The organism is Nocardioides rubriscoriae (assembly GCF_008087085.1).
In the GTDB taxonomy this organism is placed as follows: domain Bacteria; phylum Actinomycetota; class Actinomycetes; order Propionibacteriales; family Nocardioidaceae; genus Nocardioides; species Nocardioides rubriscoriae.
This window is the reverse complement of the sequence record NZ_VIYJ01000004.1, coordinates 35,420-49,666: the sequence shown is the minus strand read 5'-3', so window position 1 is coordinate 49,666 and position 14,247 is coordinate 35,420. Positions and strand designations below refer to the sequence as shown.

Annotated in this window: 13 protein-coding genes; 11 read left to right on the top strand and 2 right to left on the bottom strand. The window is 76.4% G+C overall.

Features of this window, described 5'->3' with window-relative positions; genetic code table 11:
* Positions 1-301 precede the first annotated feature (301 nt).
* From FZC61_RS09690 to FZC61_RS09660, 7 genes are all read left to right on the top strand, one after another.
* Positions 302-1,183: a hypothetical protein gene (locus FZC61_RS09690; RefSeq protein ID WP_148613974.1), complete on the top strand. Its 882-nt coding sequence runs from the start codon at positions 302-304 to the stop codon at positions 1,181-1,183.
* A 135-nt stretch (positions 1,184-1,318) separates the two neighbouring features.
* Positions 1,319-2,065, top strand: coding sequence for a DUF4129 domain-containing protein (locus FZC61_RS09685; protein WP_148613973.1), 747 nt, complete (start codon positions 1,319-1,321; stop codon positions 2,063-2,065).
* A complete protein-coding gene (locus FZC61_RS09680) occupies positions 2,062-2,541 on the top strand; it encodes a hypothetical protein (RefSeq protein ID WP_148613972.1) in 480 nt (159 codons plus the stop codon). The genes FZC61_RS09685 and FZC61_RS09680 overlap by 4 nt, the downstream gene beginning before the upstream one ends.
* Entirely contained in the window at positions 2,541-3,587 is a 1,047-nt protein-coding gene (locus FZC61_RS09675) for an AAA family ATPase (protein ID WP_148613971.1), read from the top strand. Before FZC61_RS09680 ends, FZC61_RS09675 begins: the two co-directional genes overlap by 1 nt.
* 7 nt (positions 3,588-3,594) lie before the next feature.
* Positions 3,595-4,914 (top strand): DUF58 domain-containing protein, encoded by a 1,320-nt coding sequence (locus FZC61_RS09670; RefSeq protein WP_148613970.1) that lies wholly within the window; start codon positions 3,595-3,597, stop codon positions 4,912-4,914.
* Positions 4,911-5,453, top strand: a complete 543-nt coding sequence (locus tag FZC61_RS09665) for a hypothetical protein (protein ID WP_148613969.1) — start codon at positions 4,911-4,913, stop codon at positions 5,451-5,453. Before FZC61_RS09670 ends, FZC61_RS09665 begins: the two co-directional genes overlap by 4 nt.
* Positions 5,453-5,758 (top strand): MGMT family protein, encoded by a 306-nt coding sequence (locus FZC61_RS09660; protein WP_148613968.1) that lies wholly within the window; start codon positions 5,453-5,455, stop codon positions 5,756-5,758. Before FZC61_RS09665 ends, FZC61_RS09660 begins: the two co-directional genes overlap by 1 nt.
* Position 5,759: 1 nt before the next feature.
* Here the strand turns inward: FZC61_RS09660 and FZC61_RS09655 are convergent, their stop codons facing one another.
* On the bottom strand, positions 5,760-8,282 hold the full coding sequence (locus FZC61_RS09655; protein ID WP_148613967.1) for an SCO7613 C-terminal domain-containing membrane protein: 2,523 nt from the start codon (positions 8,280-8,282) through the stop codon (positions 5,760-5,762).
* A 122-nt stretch (positions 8,283-8,404) separates the two neighbouring features.
* Here FZC61_RS09655 and FZC61_RS09650 point away from each other — a divergent pair, with 122 nt between their 5' ends.
* Complete coding sequence (locus tag FZC61_RS09650) at positions 8,405-9,172, top strand: GNAT family protein (RefSeq protein ID WP_148613966.1); 768 nt, start codon at positions 8,405-8,407, stop codon at positions 9,170-9,172.
* A gap of 69 nt (positions 9,173-9,241) precedes the next feature.
* Complete coding sequence (locus FZC61_RS09645) at positions 9,242-9,916, top strand: lysophospholipid acyltransferase family protein (protein WP_148613976.1); 675 nt, start codon at positions 9,242-9,244, stop codon at positions 9,914-9,916.
* Here the strand turns inward: FZC61_RS09645 and FZC61_RS09640 are convergent.
* Positions 9,913-10,440, bottom strand: a complete 528-nt coding sequence (locus FZC61_RS09640) for an NUDIX domain-containing protein (protein WP_170286051.1) — start codon at positions 10,438-10,440, stop codon at positions 9,913-9,915. The genes FZC61_RS09645 and FZC61_RS09640 overlap by 4 nt on opposite strands.
* Positions 10,441-10,458: 18 nt before the next feature.
* On the opposite strand from FZC61_RS09640, the gene FZC61_RS09635 reads away from it, so the two are divergent.
* On the top strand, positions 10,459-10,890 hold the full coding sequence (locus tag FZC61_RS09635; protein ID WP_148613964.1) for a cupin domain-containing protein: 432 nt from the start codon (positions 10,459-10,461) through the stop codon (positions 10,888-10,890).
* A 78-nt stretch (positions 10,891-10,968) separates the two neighbouring features.
* Positions 10,969-14,247, top strand: coding sequence for an ATP-dependent helicase (locus FZC61_RS09630; RefSeq protein ID WP_148613963.1), 3,279 nt, complete (start codon positions 10,969-10,971; stop codon positions 14,245-14,247).

Genomic DNA, 14,247 nt, shown 5'->3' with positions numbered 1-14,247 from the left:
GGGCCACCGCCCTCGACGTGCGCCGTCGGGTCGACTCGGTCGGTGGCCCGGGCGCCCGGCGGTCGGACCGAGGCCGGTGGCCTCGCGCCGCCGCCCCGCACCGCCTGGTAGCGCTGCCGCCGGTCTGGCCCTGCGGGGTCGGGCCGGCGTAGCGGGCCACGGGCCACGACCCCACCCTGCCCTGGTCATTTGTGACTAGCAACCCGTAACCCGATCGGGCCATGCTCGTTGTGCCTGGCGTCACAGCCACGTCCGGTCCCGCCCGACGGCGGGACCGCCCAGCGGGAGGACCACCTCACCCATGCGCCTGACCACCAAGATCGCCGTCGCAGCAGCCGCGACGGCCGTCGCGCTCGGCACGACGTTCGCCGGGGCCACCCCCAGCAGCACCGCTGCCGGCACCCGGGTCACCTCGTTCGCCCCGGCCGCGACCGCGACCATCACGCCCGGCGTCCAGATGTACACCCAGGGCGCGCAGTGCACCGCCAACTTCGTCTACACCGACGCCACCGGCGCGGTCTACGTCGGCTACGCCGCGCACTGCGCCGGCCTGGGCGCGGCCACCGACACCAACGGCTGCCTCAACGAGTCGGTGCCGCTGGGCACCACCGTGACGTTCAACAAGGGCGGGTCGCTGATCTCCGAGGGCACCCGCATCGGCACCGGCACCCTGGCCTACAGCTCGTGGCGCACGATGCGGGCCAAGGGCGAGACCGACCCCAACACCTGCGCCTACAACGACTTGGCCCTGGTCAAGGTCAGCGCCGCCGACGTCGCCAAGGTCAACCCGAGCATCCCCTTCTGGGGCGGCCCGACCGGCATCGACACCGACGGCACCGCGGCCGGTGACCGGGTCTGGTCCTACGGCAACTCCAGCCTGCGCTTCGGTCTCACCCAGCTGTCGCCCAAGACCGGCGTCAGCCTCGGCGACGACGCTGCCGACGGCGGCTGGAGCCACCCGCTCTACACCGTCACCCCCGGCGTGCCCGGCGACTCGGGCTCGGCGTTCATGACCGCGGACGGCAAGGCGATCGGCACCCTGTCGACCCTCGGCCTGGCGCCGCTGCCGGCGTCCAACAACATCGGCGACCTCGCCAAGGAGCTCGCCTACGCCCAGGCCAACTCCGGCATCGACGGCCTGCAGCTGACCCTCGGCACGGAGCCGTTCGACCCGATCCTCTGACCTGGCTCCGTCCGCGCCTCGGACCGGCCCCGTCCCCAGTGCCCTGGGACGGGGCCGGCTCGCGTTCGTGACCGTGACCGCATCGTGACCACCGAGGGTGGTCTGTCCCGACGTCTCGAGGGGTACTTTCGCGCCATGACCGAGGGCGGTGGGGCGCCGACGGAGCCGCGGGCCGCGATCCTCGCCACCGTCGCGGTCGGGCTCCTCGTCGTGCTGGTGTTGCTCGTCGCCGTGTGGGCGGCGGCCGCCGGCCCGGACGAGACGCTTCGCGGCACCGGTACGCCGCCCGAGCGGATCTCGCTCGCGCCGCAGACGACCGACGCGGCGGCGACCGACGGCAACCAGGAGGCTCCCGAGGAGCAGTCCGACACCGACGGCACGTGGATCGGCACGGTGATCGGGGTGCTCGTCCTCACCCTGGGCGTGATGGTGGGGCTCGGTGCGCTGTGGCTGCTCGGCGGGGCGCTGTGGCGCCTGCGCGACGTCCGGCTGCACCGACGACGCCGGGAGCCGGAGCTGCCACCCCTGGACCCGGTCGAGGCGGTCGTCGGGATCATGCTGGCCGACGCCGAGGCCCAGGAGGACCTGCTCACCTCGGGCACCCCGCGCAACGCCGTCGTGCAGTGCTGGCACCGTTTCGAGGTGCAGGCCGCGGCCGCCGGCGTGCCCCGCCAGCCGTGGGAGACCTCGGCCGAGTTCACCCTGCGCCTTCTCGAGCTGGTCGAGGCCGACGCCACCTCGGTGGCCCGGCTCTCCGAGCTCTACCGCGAGGCGCGATTCTCCGAGCACGAGCTGGGCGAGGACGCCCGGGCCGCCGCCCTCGACGTCCTGCGCGCCATCCACCGTGACCTGCGCACGCTGCTGAGCGGCGGCCGCCTGTGAGCGCCCCCGCCGCGCGGTGGATACGCCGCCTGGTCGCCGCGGCGGTCGTGGCCGGGGTGGCCGTGGTGGTCACCGGCGCCCTCGACTACGACCCCGAGCCAGTGCGCCTGGTGCTGCTCGTGCTGCTGCTCGTCGCCGGGACCGGCCTGCTCCTCGACGGCCTGCCCCGCACCGGCGTCACGTGGTACCCCACGCCGCTGCACCCCCCGGTCAACGCCGGGCGCGACGAGGTCACGCAGGCCCACGTGCGGCTGCTCGAGGACCACCAGCGCGCCCGGCACCCCGACGCCCTGCTGCGCGAGCGGCTCACCGCGCTGGCCGACCAGGTCCTGACCGTCCGCCACGGCGTGCCCTCCCACTCCGAGCGCGGTCGTGCGCTGCTCGGAGCCGACGTCGTCGCGGTGCTGCACGGCCCCGTCGCGCGTCTTGGACCCCGTCGCATCGATCAGGTGCTGCGTCGCATCGAGGAGCTGTGATGACCCCGCCCGACCCCTCCCGCCCCGCCCACCCCGCCGGAGCCCGCCCGGAGCCCGCGACCCCCCTCGCCCCGGCGGCCGCCGCCGACCTGACCGCCCGGATCCTCGACGAGGTCGAGAAGGCCGTCGTCGGCAAGCGGCAGCCCCTCACCCTCGTGCTCGCGGCCGTGCTGGCCAAGGGCCACGTGCTCATCGAGGACCTCCCCGGGCTCGGCAAGACCCTGACGGCCAGGTCGTTCGCCCAGGTGCTGGGGCTCGACTTCGCGCGGGCCCAGTTCACCCCCGACCTGCTGCCGGCCGACCTCACCGGCTCGTTCCTCTACGACCAGCGCCGCGGTGCGTTCGACTTCCGTCCCGGACCGGTCTTCGCGGGGCTGCTCCTGGCCGACGAGGTCAACCGCACCCCGCCCAAGACGCAGTCCGCGCTGCTGGAGGCCATGCAGGAGCGCCAGGTGACCGTCGAGGGCCAGACCTTCGCGCTGCCCGACCCGTTCTGCGTGCTCGCGACCGCCAACCCCGTCGAGTACGAGGGCACCTACCCGCTGCCCGAGGCCCAGCTCGACCGGTTCCTGCTGCGGGTCGCCTTCGGCTACCCCAGCGCCGAGCACGAGCACGACGTCGTCGCGCGCCGCCTGGCCCGACGCCGCGAGGAGACCGTCTTGGATCAGGTCACCGACGCCGCCGGCCTGCGCGCGCTGCAGGCGACCGTGGAGGAGGTGCGCGTCGACCCCAGCGTGGCGCGCTACTGCGTCGCCCTGGCCGCCGCCACCCGGTCGCACGGCCACGTGCAGACGGGGGCCTCGCCCCGCGGGTCGTTGGGGCTGGCCCTCACCGCGCGCGCCTTCGCCGCCATGCGCGGTCGCGACTACGTCGTGCCCGAGGACGTCAAGGCCGTGGCGACCCCCGTGCTGGCCCACCGGGTGTCGGTCAAGCCCGAGCTGTGGATGACCGACGCGAGCGGGGCGAGCGTGGTCGCCGAGGTGCTCTCGCGGGTCGCGACGCCGACGACCCTGGAGCAGCCCGTCGACCCGGCGCGCGCGCGATGAGTGCCGGATGAGCGGGCCGGTGTGGCACCCGACCGGTGGGCTGGTGCGTGCGGTCGTGGTGGGTGCCGTCGGCCTCGGGTGGGCCGTGGTCGGTGGTGAGCCGGCGCTGCTGGTGCTCACCGCACCGCTGCTGGTGGCCGCCGTGCCTGCGGTGCTGCGGCGGCCGCGGGGGGTGCCGTCGGTCCACGGGATGGTCGACCGCGCCTCGATGCACGAGGGCCAGAGCGCGGTGCTCGGCCTCCACGTGCGCCCGGCCGCGCCGGCCGACGTCGAGCAGGTCACCCGCGTGGTGAGTCCGGTCCCCTTCGAGCGCGCCACGCCCGCCGACGGGCACCAGTCGGTGCTGCACCCCGACGTGCATCGCGACGTGCACCGCGACGGCGAGGGCCGTGAGGTCGAGGTCAGCCCACGCCGCTGGGGCGTCTGGACGCTCGGCGAGGAGCGGGTCGCGCTCACCAGCGCCTGGGGCGGCTTCCGCTGGGGTCCGGTCGTGGTGCCCGGGCGTCAGGTCCGGGTGCACCCCGCGGCGGCGTACTCCTCGCGGGCGGAGTCGCCGCGACCGCGCGGGCTGGTGGGGGCGCACCGCTCCGACCGGCCCGGGTCGGGCACCGAGCTCGCGGGCATCCGGTCCTTCCAGTCCGGCGACCGGCTGCGCCGCATCAACTGGCGGGTGTCCGCGCGCACCGGCACCCTCCACGTCACCACCACCCGCGCCGAGCAGGACGCCGGTCTGCTGCTCGTCGTCGACCTGTACGCCGAGCACGGCGTCTCGGGCGGCGTCGACGGGGCGCCCAGCAGCCTCGACCTCACCGTCCGGGCGGCCGCGGCGCTCGCCGAGCACGCCGTGCGCACCGGTGACCGGGTCGCGCTGCGCCCGATCGGCGGCCGGTCGCGCCCGGTGCCGCCCGGGGCCGGACGGCGTCACCTGCGCCGGGTGCTCGGCACGCTCGCCGACGTCCGCACGGGCTCCACGCCCTACGACGACGTCAGCCGGCTCGACCTGCGCGTCGGCGCCGGCACGACGGTCGTCGTCCTGACGCCGCTGCTGGTCGACGCGGTGGCGACGACGGCGGCCGACCTGGTGCGGCGCGGCCTGCCGACCGTGGTGGTCGACACGCTCCCGCCCGATGCCCGTCCCGATCTCGGCGACAACGACGCCGGGCTGGTCGACCTCGCCTGGCGGATGCGCCTGCTCGAGCGCGAGCACGTCCGGCTGGCCCTCGACGCGGCGGGCTGCCCCGTCGTCACGTGGCGCGGGCCGGGCACCGTCGACGAGGTGTTCCGCCGACTGGCCCGGCGGCGCCCCCGCGCCGGGTCGGCACCGTGAACGGCACGGTCACGGCGGTGCGGGCCGTGCGCGGGTGGCCCGCCTCCCAGCGGTGGCTGCGGCTGGTGGTGCTCGTCGGCCCCCTGGTCGCGTTGCTCGCCGCCGCTGCGGCCGGCAACGGCCCACGGCCCTGGGTGGTCGCCCTCGTGCTGGGGCTGTCGGTGATGTGGGCGTCCGCGCCCGAGTCGGGCGTCGGGAGCCTGGCCCTGCTGGTCGTGCTCTTCTGGTGGACCCGCGTGCCCGACGACGCACTGCATCCCGCGGCCCTGGTGGCGGCAGCGGTGCTGGTGACCGCGCACGTCGCCGCCCTGCTCGCCGCCACGGCGCCGCCCCGCACGCCCGTCGACGTCGGGGTCCTGCGGTTGTGGGTGCGCCGGGGCTGCGCGGTGCTGCTCGTCTCGCCCGTGCTGTGGGTGCTCGCGCGGGTCCTGCGCGACGAGACGGCGCCCGCCGGGCTGTGGCCGGCCGCCCTCGCCACCGCGCTGCTCGTGGTCGTCGTGCTCGCCCTCGCCCTGGGCCGTGACGAGGAGGTGGGCTGATGGTCACCGCCGACGAGGACTTCGTCGAGCGGGTGCTCGCGCTCGTCGAGTCGGTCCCGCGCGGGCGCGTGACGACGTACGGCGCCCTGGGCGACGTCGTCGGCAGCGGGCCGCGCCTGATCGGCAACGTGATGGCCCGCCACGGGGCCGCGGTGCCGTGGTGGCGGGTCGTGCGCGCCGACGGCTCGCTCCCGCCGAGCCACCAGGACCAGGCCCGGCAGGCCTACCTCGAGGAGGGCACGCCGCTGCGGCGCTCGGGCCTGGCCGTCGACATCGTCGCCGCGTTCGTCACACCGGGGGAGTAGGTCAGCGCAACCGGCCGACGTAGCGCGCGGCGGCGCGCAGCTCGACGACGCGGCGCTCCCAGGTCGTCCCGACGACGACCAGGACGGTCCCGGCGACACCGATCAGCACCCACTGCGGCGTCGCGGCGGCGTACGGCGCGAGCTCGATCAGCGTGAGTGACCCACCCACGCCGGCGCCGACGAGCAGCGGCGCGCTCCAGCGCAGCCGGGCGCCGCCGACCACGAGCAGCAGGCTTGCGGCGCCGAGGAGCGCGGCGCGCAGGGAAAACGGGCCGGTGGCCAGCACCTGCAGGAAGGACGGCACGGTGGCCAGCACGAGGCCGGGCAGCAGGGTCGTCGCGGTCGACGCCGACGGGTCGCGGCGCAGCCGGTGCAGGCCGACCGCGACTAGCAGCAGGGCCGTCGGCAGCGTGTAGGGCTCGGGGGCGTGCACGCCGAGGTCGGCGAGCCGGACCCACGTGGCGAGCACCAGCAGGGCCGTGCCGACGTAGGCCAGCCGCCGGCGCGACGGGTGGACCAGCGAGTGGACGTCGACCAGAGCCCCCAGGAGCGTCAGGTGCAGCGCGAGGCTCAGCGTCTCGTCGGTGGCCAGGGGGATCGCGGCGAGGGCGGCGACCGCGGCGGCGGCACCGGTGGCGGCCTCGAGCGCCACCTGGGGACGGGCGAGCGCGACGGCGGCCAGCACGCCCAGGACGGGCACGGCGCGCAGGCCGTCGAGGCCGGCGAGGTCGCCGAGGACCCAGGTCAGGCCCGCGAGCGCGGGCGGCAGGAGGAGTCCGCCGACCTCGGTCGCGGCGGGGACGCGTCCGAGCAGGAGCGTCGCGGCGGCGACGGCGGTGAGGAGCGCGAGCGGGACCAGCGTCAGGGCCGTGCTCGGCCCGGCGACCACCACGGTGGCGGCGAGCAGGCCGGACCCGGCGAGCACCTGCGCGAGGGCGCCGGTGTCGCGGCGGCGCAGCCCGTCGGCGGCGTACGCCGCGGCGAGCGCGCCGAGGCCGGCCACGACGGTCCACAGGGCGACCGGCTGGAGGGCGAGGGTCGCGACGGCGGCGAGCAGCACCGCCGGGAGCGCGACGCGGACGCCGACCGTGCGACGCCACGCGGCCGGAACGACGACGAGGGCGAGCGCCCCGACCGCGGCGACCACGGCGACGAGCAGCCAGGGGGCGGCGACCGGGACGCCGGGCTCGAGCCGCAGGGCGCCGGTCGGGGTGAGCGCCGACTCCAGGGCCTGACCCACCAGGGCCAGGGCGAGCATGGCGCCGGGAACCAGCGACAGCGCCGCCGGGACGGTCGGCACCGCGAGGCGGCGACGGGGCGCGAGCACGGCGACCGCGGTCCAGAGCGCGCCGGCCACCACCGACGCGAGACCGACGTCGGTGGTGCCGTTGTCGAGCACGGGCAGCACGGCCACGCCGGTGGCCGTCGCGGCAGCGGCCGTGACGCAGACCTGCAGGAGGGCCTCGTCGCGACGCGCCGCCAGCGGGGCGAGCAGGAGCAGGGCCGCGCCGAGCAGCGCGACGCCGTCGCCCGACGTCCAGAGCTCGCCGAGGGTGAGGCCACCCCGGTCGGCACCCTCGGCGACGCCCGCCAGCGCGCTCAGCGTGAGGTCGCACCAGGTGAGGACGGCCGCGACGGCGGCGCTCCACAGGGCGGTGCGCAGGTCGGTGGTGGCGGCGCGGTGCAGGGCGGCGGCCAGCGTCGCGAACCCGAGGGTGGCCACGGCGGCGACCAGGAGGTCGTGGCCCACGGCCGTGGAGGGCAGGGCGACCTGCGCGACGAGGAGACCGAGCACGGCCGCGACCTGGGGGACGGCGAGCCGCCGCTCGACCACCACGAGGAGCGTGCCTGCGGCGGCCAGGGCGAGGCCGACCAGGAGGGCGAGGCCCGCGCCGTCGAGGCCGTCGGCCCCGCCGACCCAACCGGCCCGCTCGGCGCCCAGCACGTCGAGGACCAGCAGGCCGAGCGACACGGTGACCAGCGCCTCGGCCGAGACCCGCAGCCCGCGGACCCGGATCACGACCGCGCCGCCCGCGGTGGCGGCGGTGAGGGCCACCAGGACCACGGTGCGGCCGCCGACACCGAGCCAGCCCCACGCGACGGCGAGGAAGATCACGGCCGCGACGAGCAGGCACAGCGCGCCCAGGCCGAGCAGGATCGCGGGGACCGACGAGGTCCGGACGCCCGTCCTGGGCGGGGCCGCGAGCGGCGGCACCACGGGATCGGCGGGTGGCGCGGCGGCGTACGACGGGACGGGGGCCGCGGCGCCGACCGGGACCGGGGCGGGCGCCCAGGAGACGGCCCGCAGGCGCCCGACGAGGGTGTCGACCCGTTCGAGGGCCTGGAACACCTCGGCGGCACGGGGGTGTCCGAGCAGCACGTCACAGGTGCGGCACCGGTGGTCGGGGGCGAGGCCCTGCGGCAGCGGCTCTCGGCAGGACGGGCACACGCGAGGGTCGGCGTAGGTGAACATGGCGCCATCAGAGCAGCGCACGACCCCGGTGGGCCGGGCGCGACGGCTCACCCTGGCTGAGTACCGGGACTCACGGGGACTCACGGGGACCCGGGGGCCCAGGGCGGCCCGACCGGCGGGAGGGCCGGCCGAATGAGGGTGACGACCGGGCACGCGGGCCCGAGGATGGGTGCGTGCCCGACGCGACCGACCTCCTGACCGCCTACGACACCCAGCTGCGCGGGATCGCCGAGGTGGCCGACGCCGACGCGTTCGCCCAGGTGGGGCCGTTGTGGCGGGCGGTCCACCGTGACCGCGGGTTCGTCACCTACGAGGACCTGGCCGGCCACGACGTCGCCTGGCTGGTCGCCGCGACGGTGGCGTTCTTCCGTGACGAGACCGACGTGCCCACCTTCGAGTGGAAGACCCGCGGCCACGACGACCTGCCGGAGCTCGAGGCGGCGCTGCGGGCCGGCGGTCTCGTGCCCGAGGAGGTCGAGACGGTGATGGTGGGCGAGGCGACCGCCCTCGCGGTCGACGTACCGCTGCGCGAGCCCCTGTCCGTACGCCGCCTGCGCACCCCCGCGGAGATGGCGGCGGTCGACGCGGTGTCGCAGGCCGTCTTCGGTCGCGGCGGTGACCTCGCCGAGCAGGTGGCGCGGGGCGAGGGTCGCGTCGAGGCGTGGGGGGCCTTCGACGGCGAGCAGGCGGTGTCGTCGGGCCGGCTGGTCGTCGTCGACGGCACCGACTTCGCCGGGCTGTGGGGCGGCGCGACGCTGCCGACCCACCGCGGGCTCGGCCTCTACCGCGCGCTGACGGCGGCGCGGGCCCGCTCGGCGCTGGCGCGCGGTGTCCGCTTCCTGCAGAGCGACTGCACGGTGATGTCGCGACCCATCCTCGAGCGCTCGGGCCTGGTCGCCGTCACCACCACCACGCCGTGGGTGTGGACCCGCCCACGGTGAGCGGCCGCGTGACCGAGGTCCCCCCGACTCGGTGGACCCACCGGTAACCGCCACACTGACCGCGTGGTCATGTACCGGGTCCTGCACGCGGTCGTCCCGCCGCTCGCCAAGGCCGTCTGGCGTCCGACGGTGCGCGGCCTCGAGCACGTCCCGCGCACCGGCGGGGTGATCCTGGCGAGCAACCACCTCAGCTTCGTCGACTCCGTGGTGATCCCGGTGGTCGTGCCCCGCAAGGTGGTGTTCCTCGCCAAGTCCGACTACTTCGAGGGCACCGGTGTCCGCGGGGCGTTGCAACGGGCCTGGTTCGAGGGACTCGGCATGCTGCCCGTCGACCGCGACGACACCCGGGCCGCCATCGCGTCCCTCGACGTCGCGCTGGAGGTGCTCGGGCGCGGGGAGGCGTTCGGGATCTACCCCGAGGGCACCCGCTCGCGCGACGGTCGCCTCTACCGCGGCCGCACCGGGGTGGCACACCTGGCGCTGACCGCCGGCGTCCCCGTGGTGCCGGTCGGGCTGGTCGGCACCGAGAAGCTGCAGCCCGTCGGGTCCCGGCTGCCGCACCTGGTGCCCCTGACCGTCTCGTTCGGGGCGCCGATCGACGTGGCCGGCCGCCTCGACGGCGTACCCCTGGGCAAGGCGCGACGGGTCCTGACCGACGAGGTGATGGCCGCGATCGCCGGGCTGTCGGGCCAGGAGCCGGCCGGCACCTACAACGAGCGTGAGGTCCGGCCAGGACACTCCTAGAGCCCGAGGCGCAGCGGCTCGTCGGGGGGAGCGACCAGGACGTCGCGCAGCAGGGTCGGCAGTGCGCGCGGCGAGAACAGCACCCCGGCGCCGTGGGCGTCGGCCATCTCGGAGAGCGACCACCAGCGCATCGCCTCCATGCCCTCCTGGTCGGGGTGGCCGGGGTCGTCCTCCGCGACGCCGCTGCCCGGCTCGAAGGCCTCCACCGGCACCAGGAAGAAGTGGTTGCGCACCCCCGCCCAGCCGTGGGGGCGCAGCTCGGGCAGGTCGAGCTCCTGGACCCACACCAGGCGGGCGTCGTCAGGCTCGGCCAGGACGTGCCCGGTCTCCTCGAGCAGCTCGCGGGCCAGGGCCTCCTCGAGCCGCTCCTCGCCCTCGACGCCACCCCCGGGGCCGACCCACACGACGTCGTCGGGGCCGTCGCCGATGCGGTGGCGGGCCAGCAGCACCGTGTCGCCGTCGACGAGGAGGGCACGGCAGGACCGGCGCCGGGGCAGGGAGTGCTCGTCGTGCGTTGTGTCCATGCCGTCCATGATGGGTGCATGAGCGCTGACGACAGGCCCCCGGTCGCCCGCTCCCTCGACCTCGCGCCCCACCCCGAGGGCGGCTGGTACCGCCAGACGTGGCGCTCGCCGGTCGAGGTCACGCTGCCCGACGGGCGGGTGCGGCCGACGTCGACGCTGATCCACTTCCTCCTCGCGGCCGGGGAGTCGTCGGCCTGGCACCGGGTGGGCTCCGACGAGGTGTGGCTGGCCCACACGGGGTCGGTGCGCCTGCAGGACGGCGGCTCCGCGGACCAGCCGGTCGCGGGGCGCGAGGACGTCGTCGGCCTCGGCCCCGGCGAGGCCGCGCAGGTCGTCGTACCGGCGGGGGAGTGGCAGCGCACGCTGCCCGGCGACGCCGACGCGCTGGTGTCGTGCCTGGTGTCGCCCGGCTTCGACTTCGACGACTTCGAGCTCGCCGGCCCGGTCTGACGTGGGTCGAGCGCGGGTCGAGCGCGGGTCGAGCGCGGGTCGCGCCGTGCTGTCGGTGGTGCCTGGTTGAGTGTCGCCATGACCGCCACCGCGACCCGGCCCCCCGCGACGGGCTACCGCCTGGTCCGCGAGCACGTCGCGGTCGACGTGCCGGTGCTCGACGAGCACCAGCAGGCCGTGGTCGACCACCGTCAGGGACCGCTGCTGGTGCTCGCCGGTCCCGGCACGGGCAAGACCACGACCCTCGTCGAGGCCGTGGTCGACCGGCTGCAGCAGCCCGGGGTCAACCCCGACAACGTCCTGGCGCTGACCTTCTCGCGCAAGGCGGCCGAGCAGCTGCGCGACCGGGTCACCGCCCGCCTGGGCCGCACGCTGGCGACCGGGCTGTCCTCGACGTTCCACTCCTTCGCCTACGCGCTGGTGCGTCACCACGCCCCGGCCGACATCTACGCCGCGCCGCTGCGGCTGCTCTCGGCCCCCGAGCAGGACGTCGTGCTGCGCGAGCTGCTGACCGACCACCCCGAGTCGGTCACCTGGCCCGACGGGCTGCGGCGTGCCCTGGGCACGCGGGGGTTCGCCCGGGAGGTCAACGCCGTGCTGTCGCGGGCCCGCGAGAAGGGCCTCGACGGCGACGAGCTCGTCGCCCTCGGGGCCGAGCACCGCCTGCCCGAGCTGGTCGCTGCCGGGCTCTTCCTCGAGCAGTACCTCACGACCCTCGACTCGATGGGGGCCACCGACTACGCCGACCTCATCCGGCGGGCGACCATCGAGGCGGCGGCCCACCGCGACGAGCTGCGCCAGCGCTACCGCTACGTCTTCGTCGACGAGTACCAGGACACCGACCCCGGGCAGGTCGCGCTGCTGCGCCAGCTGGCCGGCGACGGACGCAACCTGGTGGCCGTCGGCGACCCGCACCAGTCGATCTACGGCTTCCGGGGCGCCGAGGTGCGCGGCATCCTCGACTTCCCCGCCCAGTTCCCCCGCGCCGACGGGGCCCCGGCCGACGTCGTGGCCCTGCGCACCACCCGACGCTTCGGGGCCCACCTGCTGCTCGCCTCCCAGCGCGTGGCCTCCCGGCTGGCGCTGCCGGGCTCGATCCCCGAGACGGCCAAGGCGGCGTTCCTCGACCCCCGGTCCTCGGCGCCGACCAAGGGCCGCGCCGAGGTGTTCACCTTCGACACCGACCGCGCCGAGGCAGAGCACCTCGCCGACCTGCTGCGCCGCGCCCACCTCGAGGACGGCGTCGACTGGTCCGAGATGGCCGTGCTCGTGCGGTCCGGTCGCTCGACGATCCCGCCGCTGCGCCGCGCCCTGGGCGCTGCCGGGGTCCCGGTCGAGGTGGCCAGCGACGAGGTCCCGCTGGTCCGCGACCCCGCGGTCGTGCCGCTGCTCGACGCCGTGCGGGCGGTGGTCAACCTCGACAACGACGACCCCGACCACGTCGACTTCGTGCACGCCTCGCGGGCCGAGTCGCTGCTGCTGAGCCCGATCGGCGGGCTCGACGCCGGTCAGCTGCGCCGCCTCGGCCGGCAGCTGCGCGCCCGGGCCAAGGAGCAGGTGCGCACGGTCGGTGACGACGAGGCCCCCGTCGCGCCGCCCCCGACGTCGCGCGAGCTGCTGCGCGCCGCCGTGGTCGACGCCGGCTTCCTCGACGGGCTCGAGGGCCCCGAGGTCGAGCGGGCGCGGTCGCTGGCCCGGCTGCTCGCCGCGGCGCGCGCCGAGCTCGACGGCGGCGCGTCGGCCGAGGAGGTGCTGTGGCACCTGTGGTCGGGCACCCCCTGGCCCGAACGCCTGCGCCGTGCGGTCGCCAACGGCGGAGGAGCGGCCCGGCGCGCCCACCGCGACCTCGACTCGGTGTGCGCGCTCTTCGAGGCGGTCGCGCGCGCCGAGGAGCAGCGGGTCCACCTCGGCGTCCCCGACCTGTTCGCCACCCTGTCGGCCCAGCAGATCCCCGCCGACACCCTGGCCGAGCGGGGGGCCCGCGGGTCCGCCGTACGCCTGCTGACCGCCCACCGGTCCAAGGGCCTGGAGTGGCGCCTGGTGGTGGTGGCCCACGTCCAGCAGGAGGCCTGGCCCGACCTGCGGCGCCGCGCGACCCTGCTGCAGGCCGACCGCATCGGCGAGGACGGCCTGGTCCCGCCCGTGACGCCGCGCGAGCTGCTGCTCGAGGAGCGCCGGCTCTTCTACGTCGCCTGCACCCGGGCCCGCGACCGGCTGGTCGTGACCGCCGTCCGCTCGCCCGACGACGAGGGCGAGCAGCCCTCACGCTTCGTCGACGAGCTCGGTGTGCCCGTCGTCCACCAGGTCGGCCGGCCCCGCCGCCCACTGTCGATGGCGGGCCTGGTCGGCGACCTGCGCCGGACTCTCGCCGACCCGACGACCCCCGAGCCGCTGCGCGAGGCGGCGGCCCGACGCCTGGCCCGGCTGGCCGGCGAGACCGTCGGCACCCGGCGGCTGGTGCCCCAGGCCGACCCGGCCACGTGGTGGGGCACCCGCGCCCGCTCCTGGTCGACGCAGCCGGTCCGCGACCTCGACAAGCCCGTGCCGGTCTCGGCCAGCGTGCTCGAGCAGCTCATGGTCTGCCCGACGCAGTGGTTCCTCGAGCGCGAGGCCGGGGGCGTGGCCCGGGCTCACCAGGCCGCCAACCTCGGGCTCATGGTGCACGCGCTGGCCGAGCGGGTGGCCAGTGGCGAGATCGACGCCGGCGTCGACGACGGCGAGGCCCTGATGGCCCACGTCGACGAGGTCTGGGACCGCCTGGAGTTCCGGACGCCCTGGTCCAAGGCGCGTGAGCACGAGCGCACCCGCGCGGCCCTCGCGCGCTTCCTGCGCTGGCACCACACCAACACCCGCACCGTCCTCGGCGTCGAGCACGACTTCGCCGCCGTCGTCACGGTCGAGGGTCCCGACGGCGACCCCGTGCCGGTGCGCCTGACGGGCTACGCCGACCGCGTCGAGCTCGCCGGCGACGGCAGCGTGGTGGTCGTCGACCTCAAGACCAACCGGTCGATGCCGACCGGCACCGGCGTCGCCCAGCACCGCCAGCTCGCCCTCTACCAGCTCGCCGTCGACGCCGGTGCCGTCGACGACCTGCTGCCCGAGCCGGGACCGGCCCGCTCCGGAGGTGCCGAGCTCGTGCAGCTCGGCAGCCTCGACGACCGCGACACTGCCGTCGTCCAGGCCCAGGACCCGCCGTCGCCCGACGGTCCCGAGCGCCGTGCGCTGGCCGCCGAGCTCGGGCAGGCCGCCCGGATGCTGCGCAGCGAGGAGTTCCCCGCCTCACCCGGGGCGCAGTGCCGTGACTGCTCGTTCGTGCCGATCTGCCCGGCCCGCAGCGCCGGTTCGGTGACGGGATGA

Bases quoted from the DNA above. Each gene is read 5' to 3' on its own strand.
- FZC61_RS09690 (WP_148613974.1), top strand. From the start codon at position 302: ATGCGCCTGACCACCAAGATCGCCGTCGCAGCAGCCGCGACGGCCGTC.
- FZC61_RS09685 (WP_148613973.1), top strand. From the start codon at position 1,319: ATGACCGAGGGCGGTGGGGCGCCGACGGAGCCGCGGGCCGCGATCCTC.
- FZC61_RS09675 (WP_148613971.1), top strand. From the start codon at position 2,541: ATGACCCCGCCCGACCCCTCCCGCCCCGCCCACCCCGCCGGAGCCCGC.
- FZC61_RS09670 (WP_148613970.1), top strand. From the start codon at position 3,595: ATGAGCGGGCCGGTGTGGCACCCGACCGGTGGGCTGGTGCGTGCGGTC.
- FZC61_RS09660 (WP_148613968.1), top strand. From the start codon at position 5,453: ATGGTCACCGCCGACGAGGACTTCGTCGAGCGGGTGCTCGCGCTCGTC.
- FZC61_RS09645 (WP_148613976.1), top strand. From the start codon at position 9,242: ATGTACCGGGTCCTGCACGCGGTCGTCCCGCCGCTCGCCAAGGCCGTC.
- FZC61_RS09640 (WP_170286051.1), bottom strand. From the start codon at position 10,440: ATGGACACAACGCACGACGAGCACTCCCTGCCCCGGCGCCGGTCCTGC.
- FZC61_RS09635 (WP_148613964.1), top strand. From the start codon at position 10,459: ATGAGCGCTGACGACAGGCCCCCGGTCGCCCGCTCCCTCGACCTCGCG.
- FZC61_RS09630 (WP_148613963.1), top strand. From the start codon at position 10,969: ATGACCGCCACCGCGACCCGGCCCCCCGCGACGGGCTACCGCCTGGTC.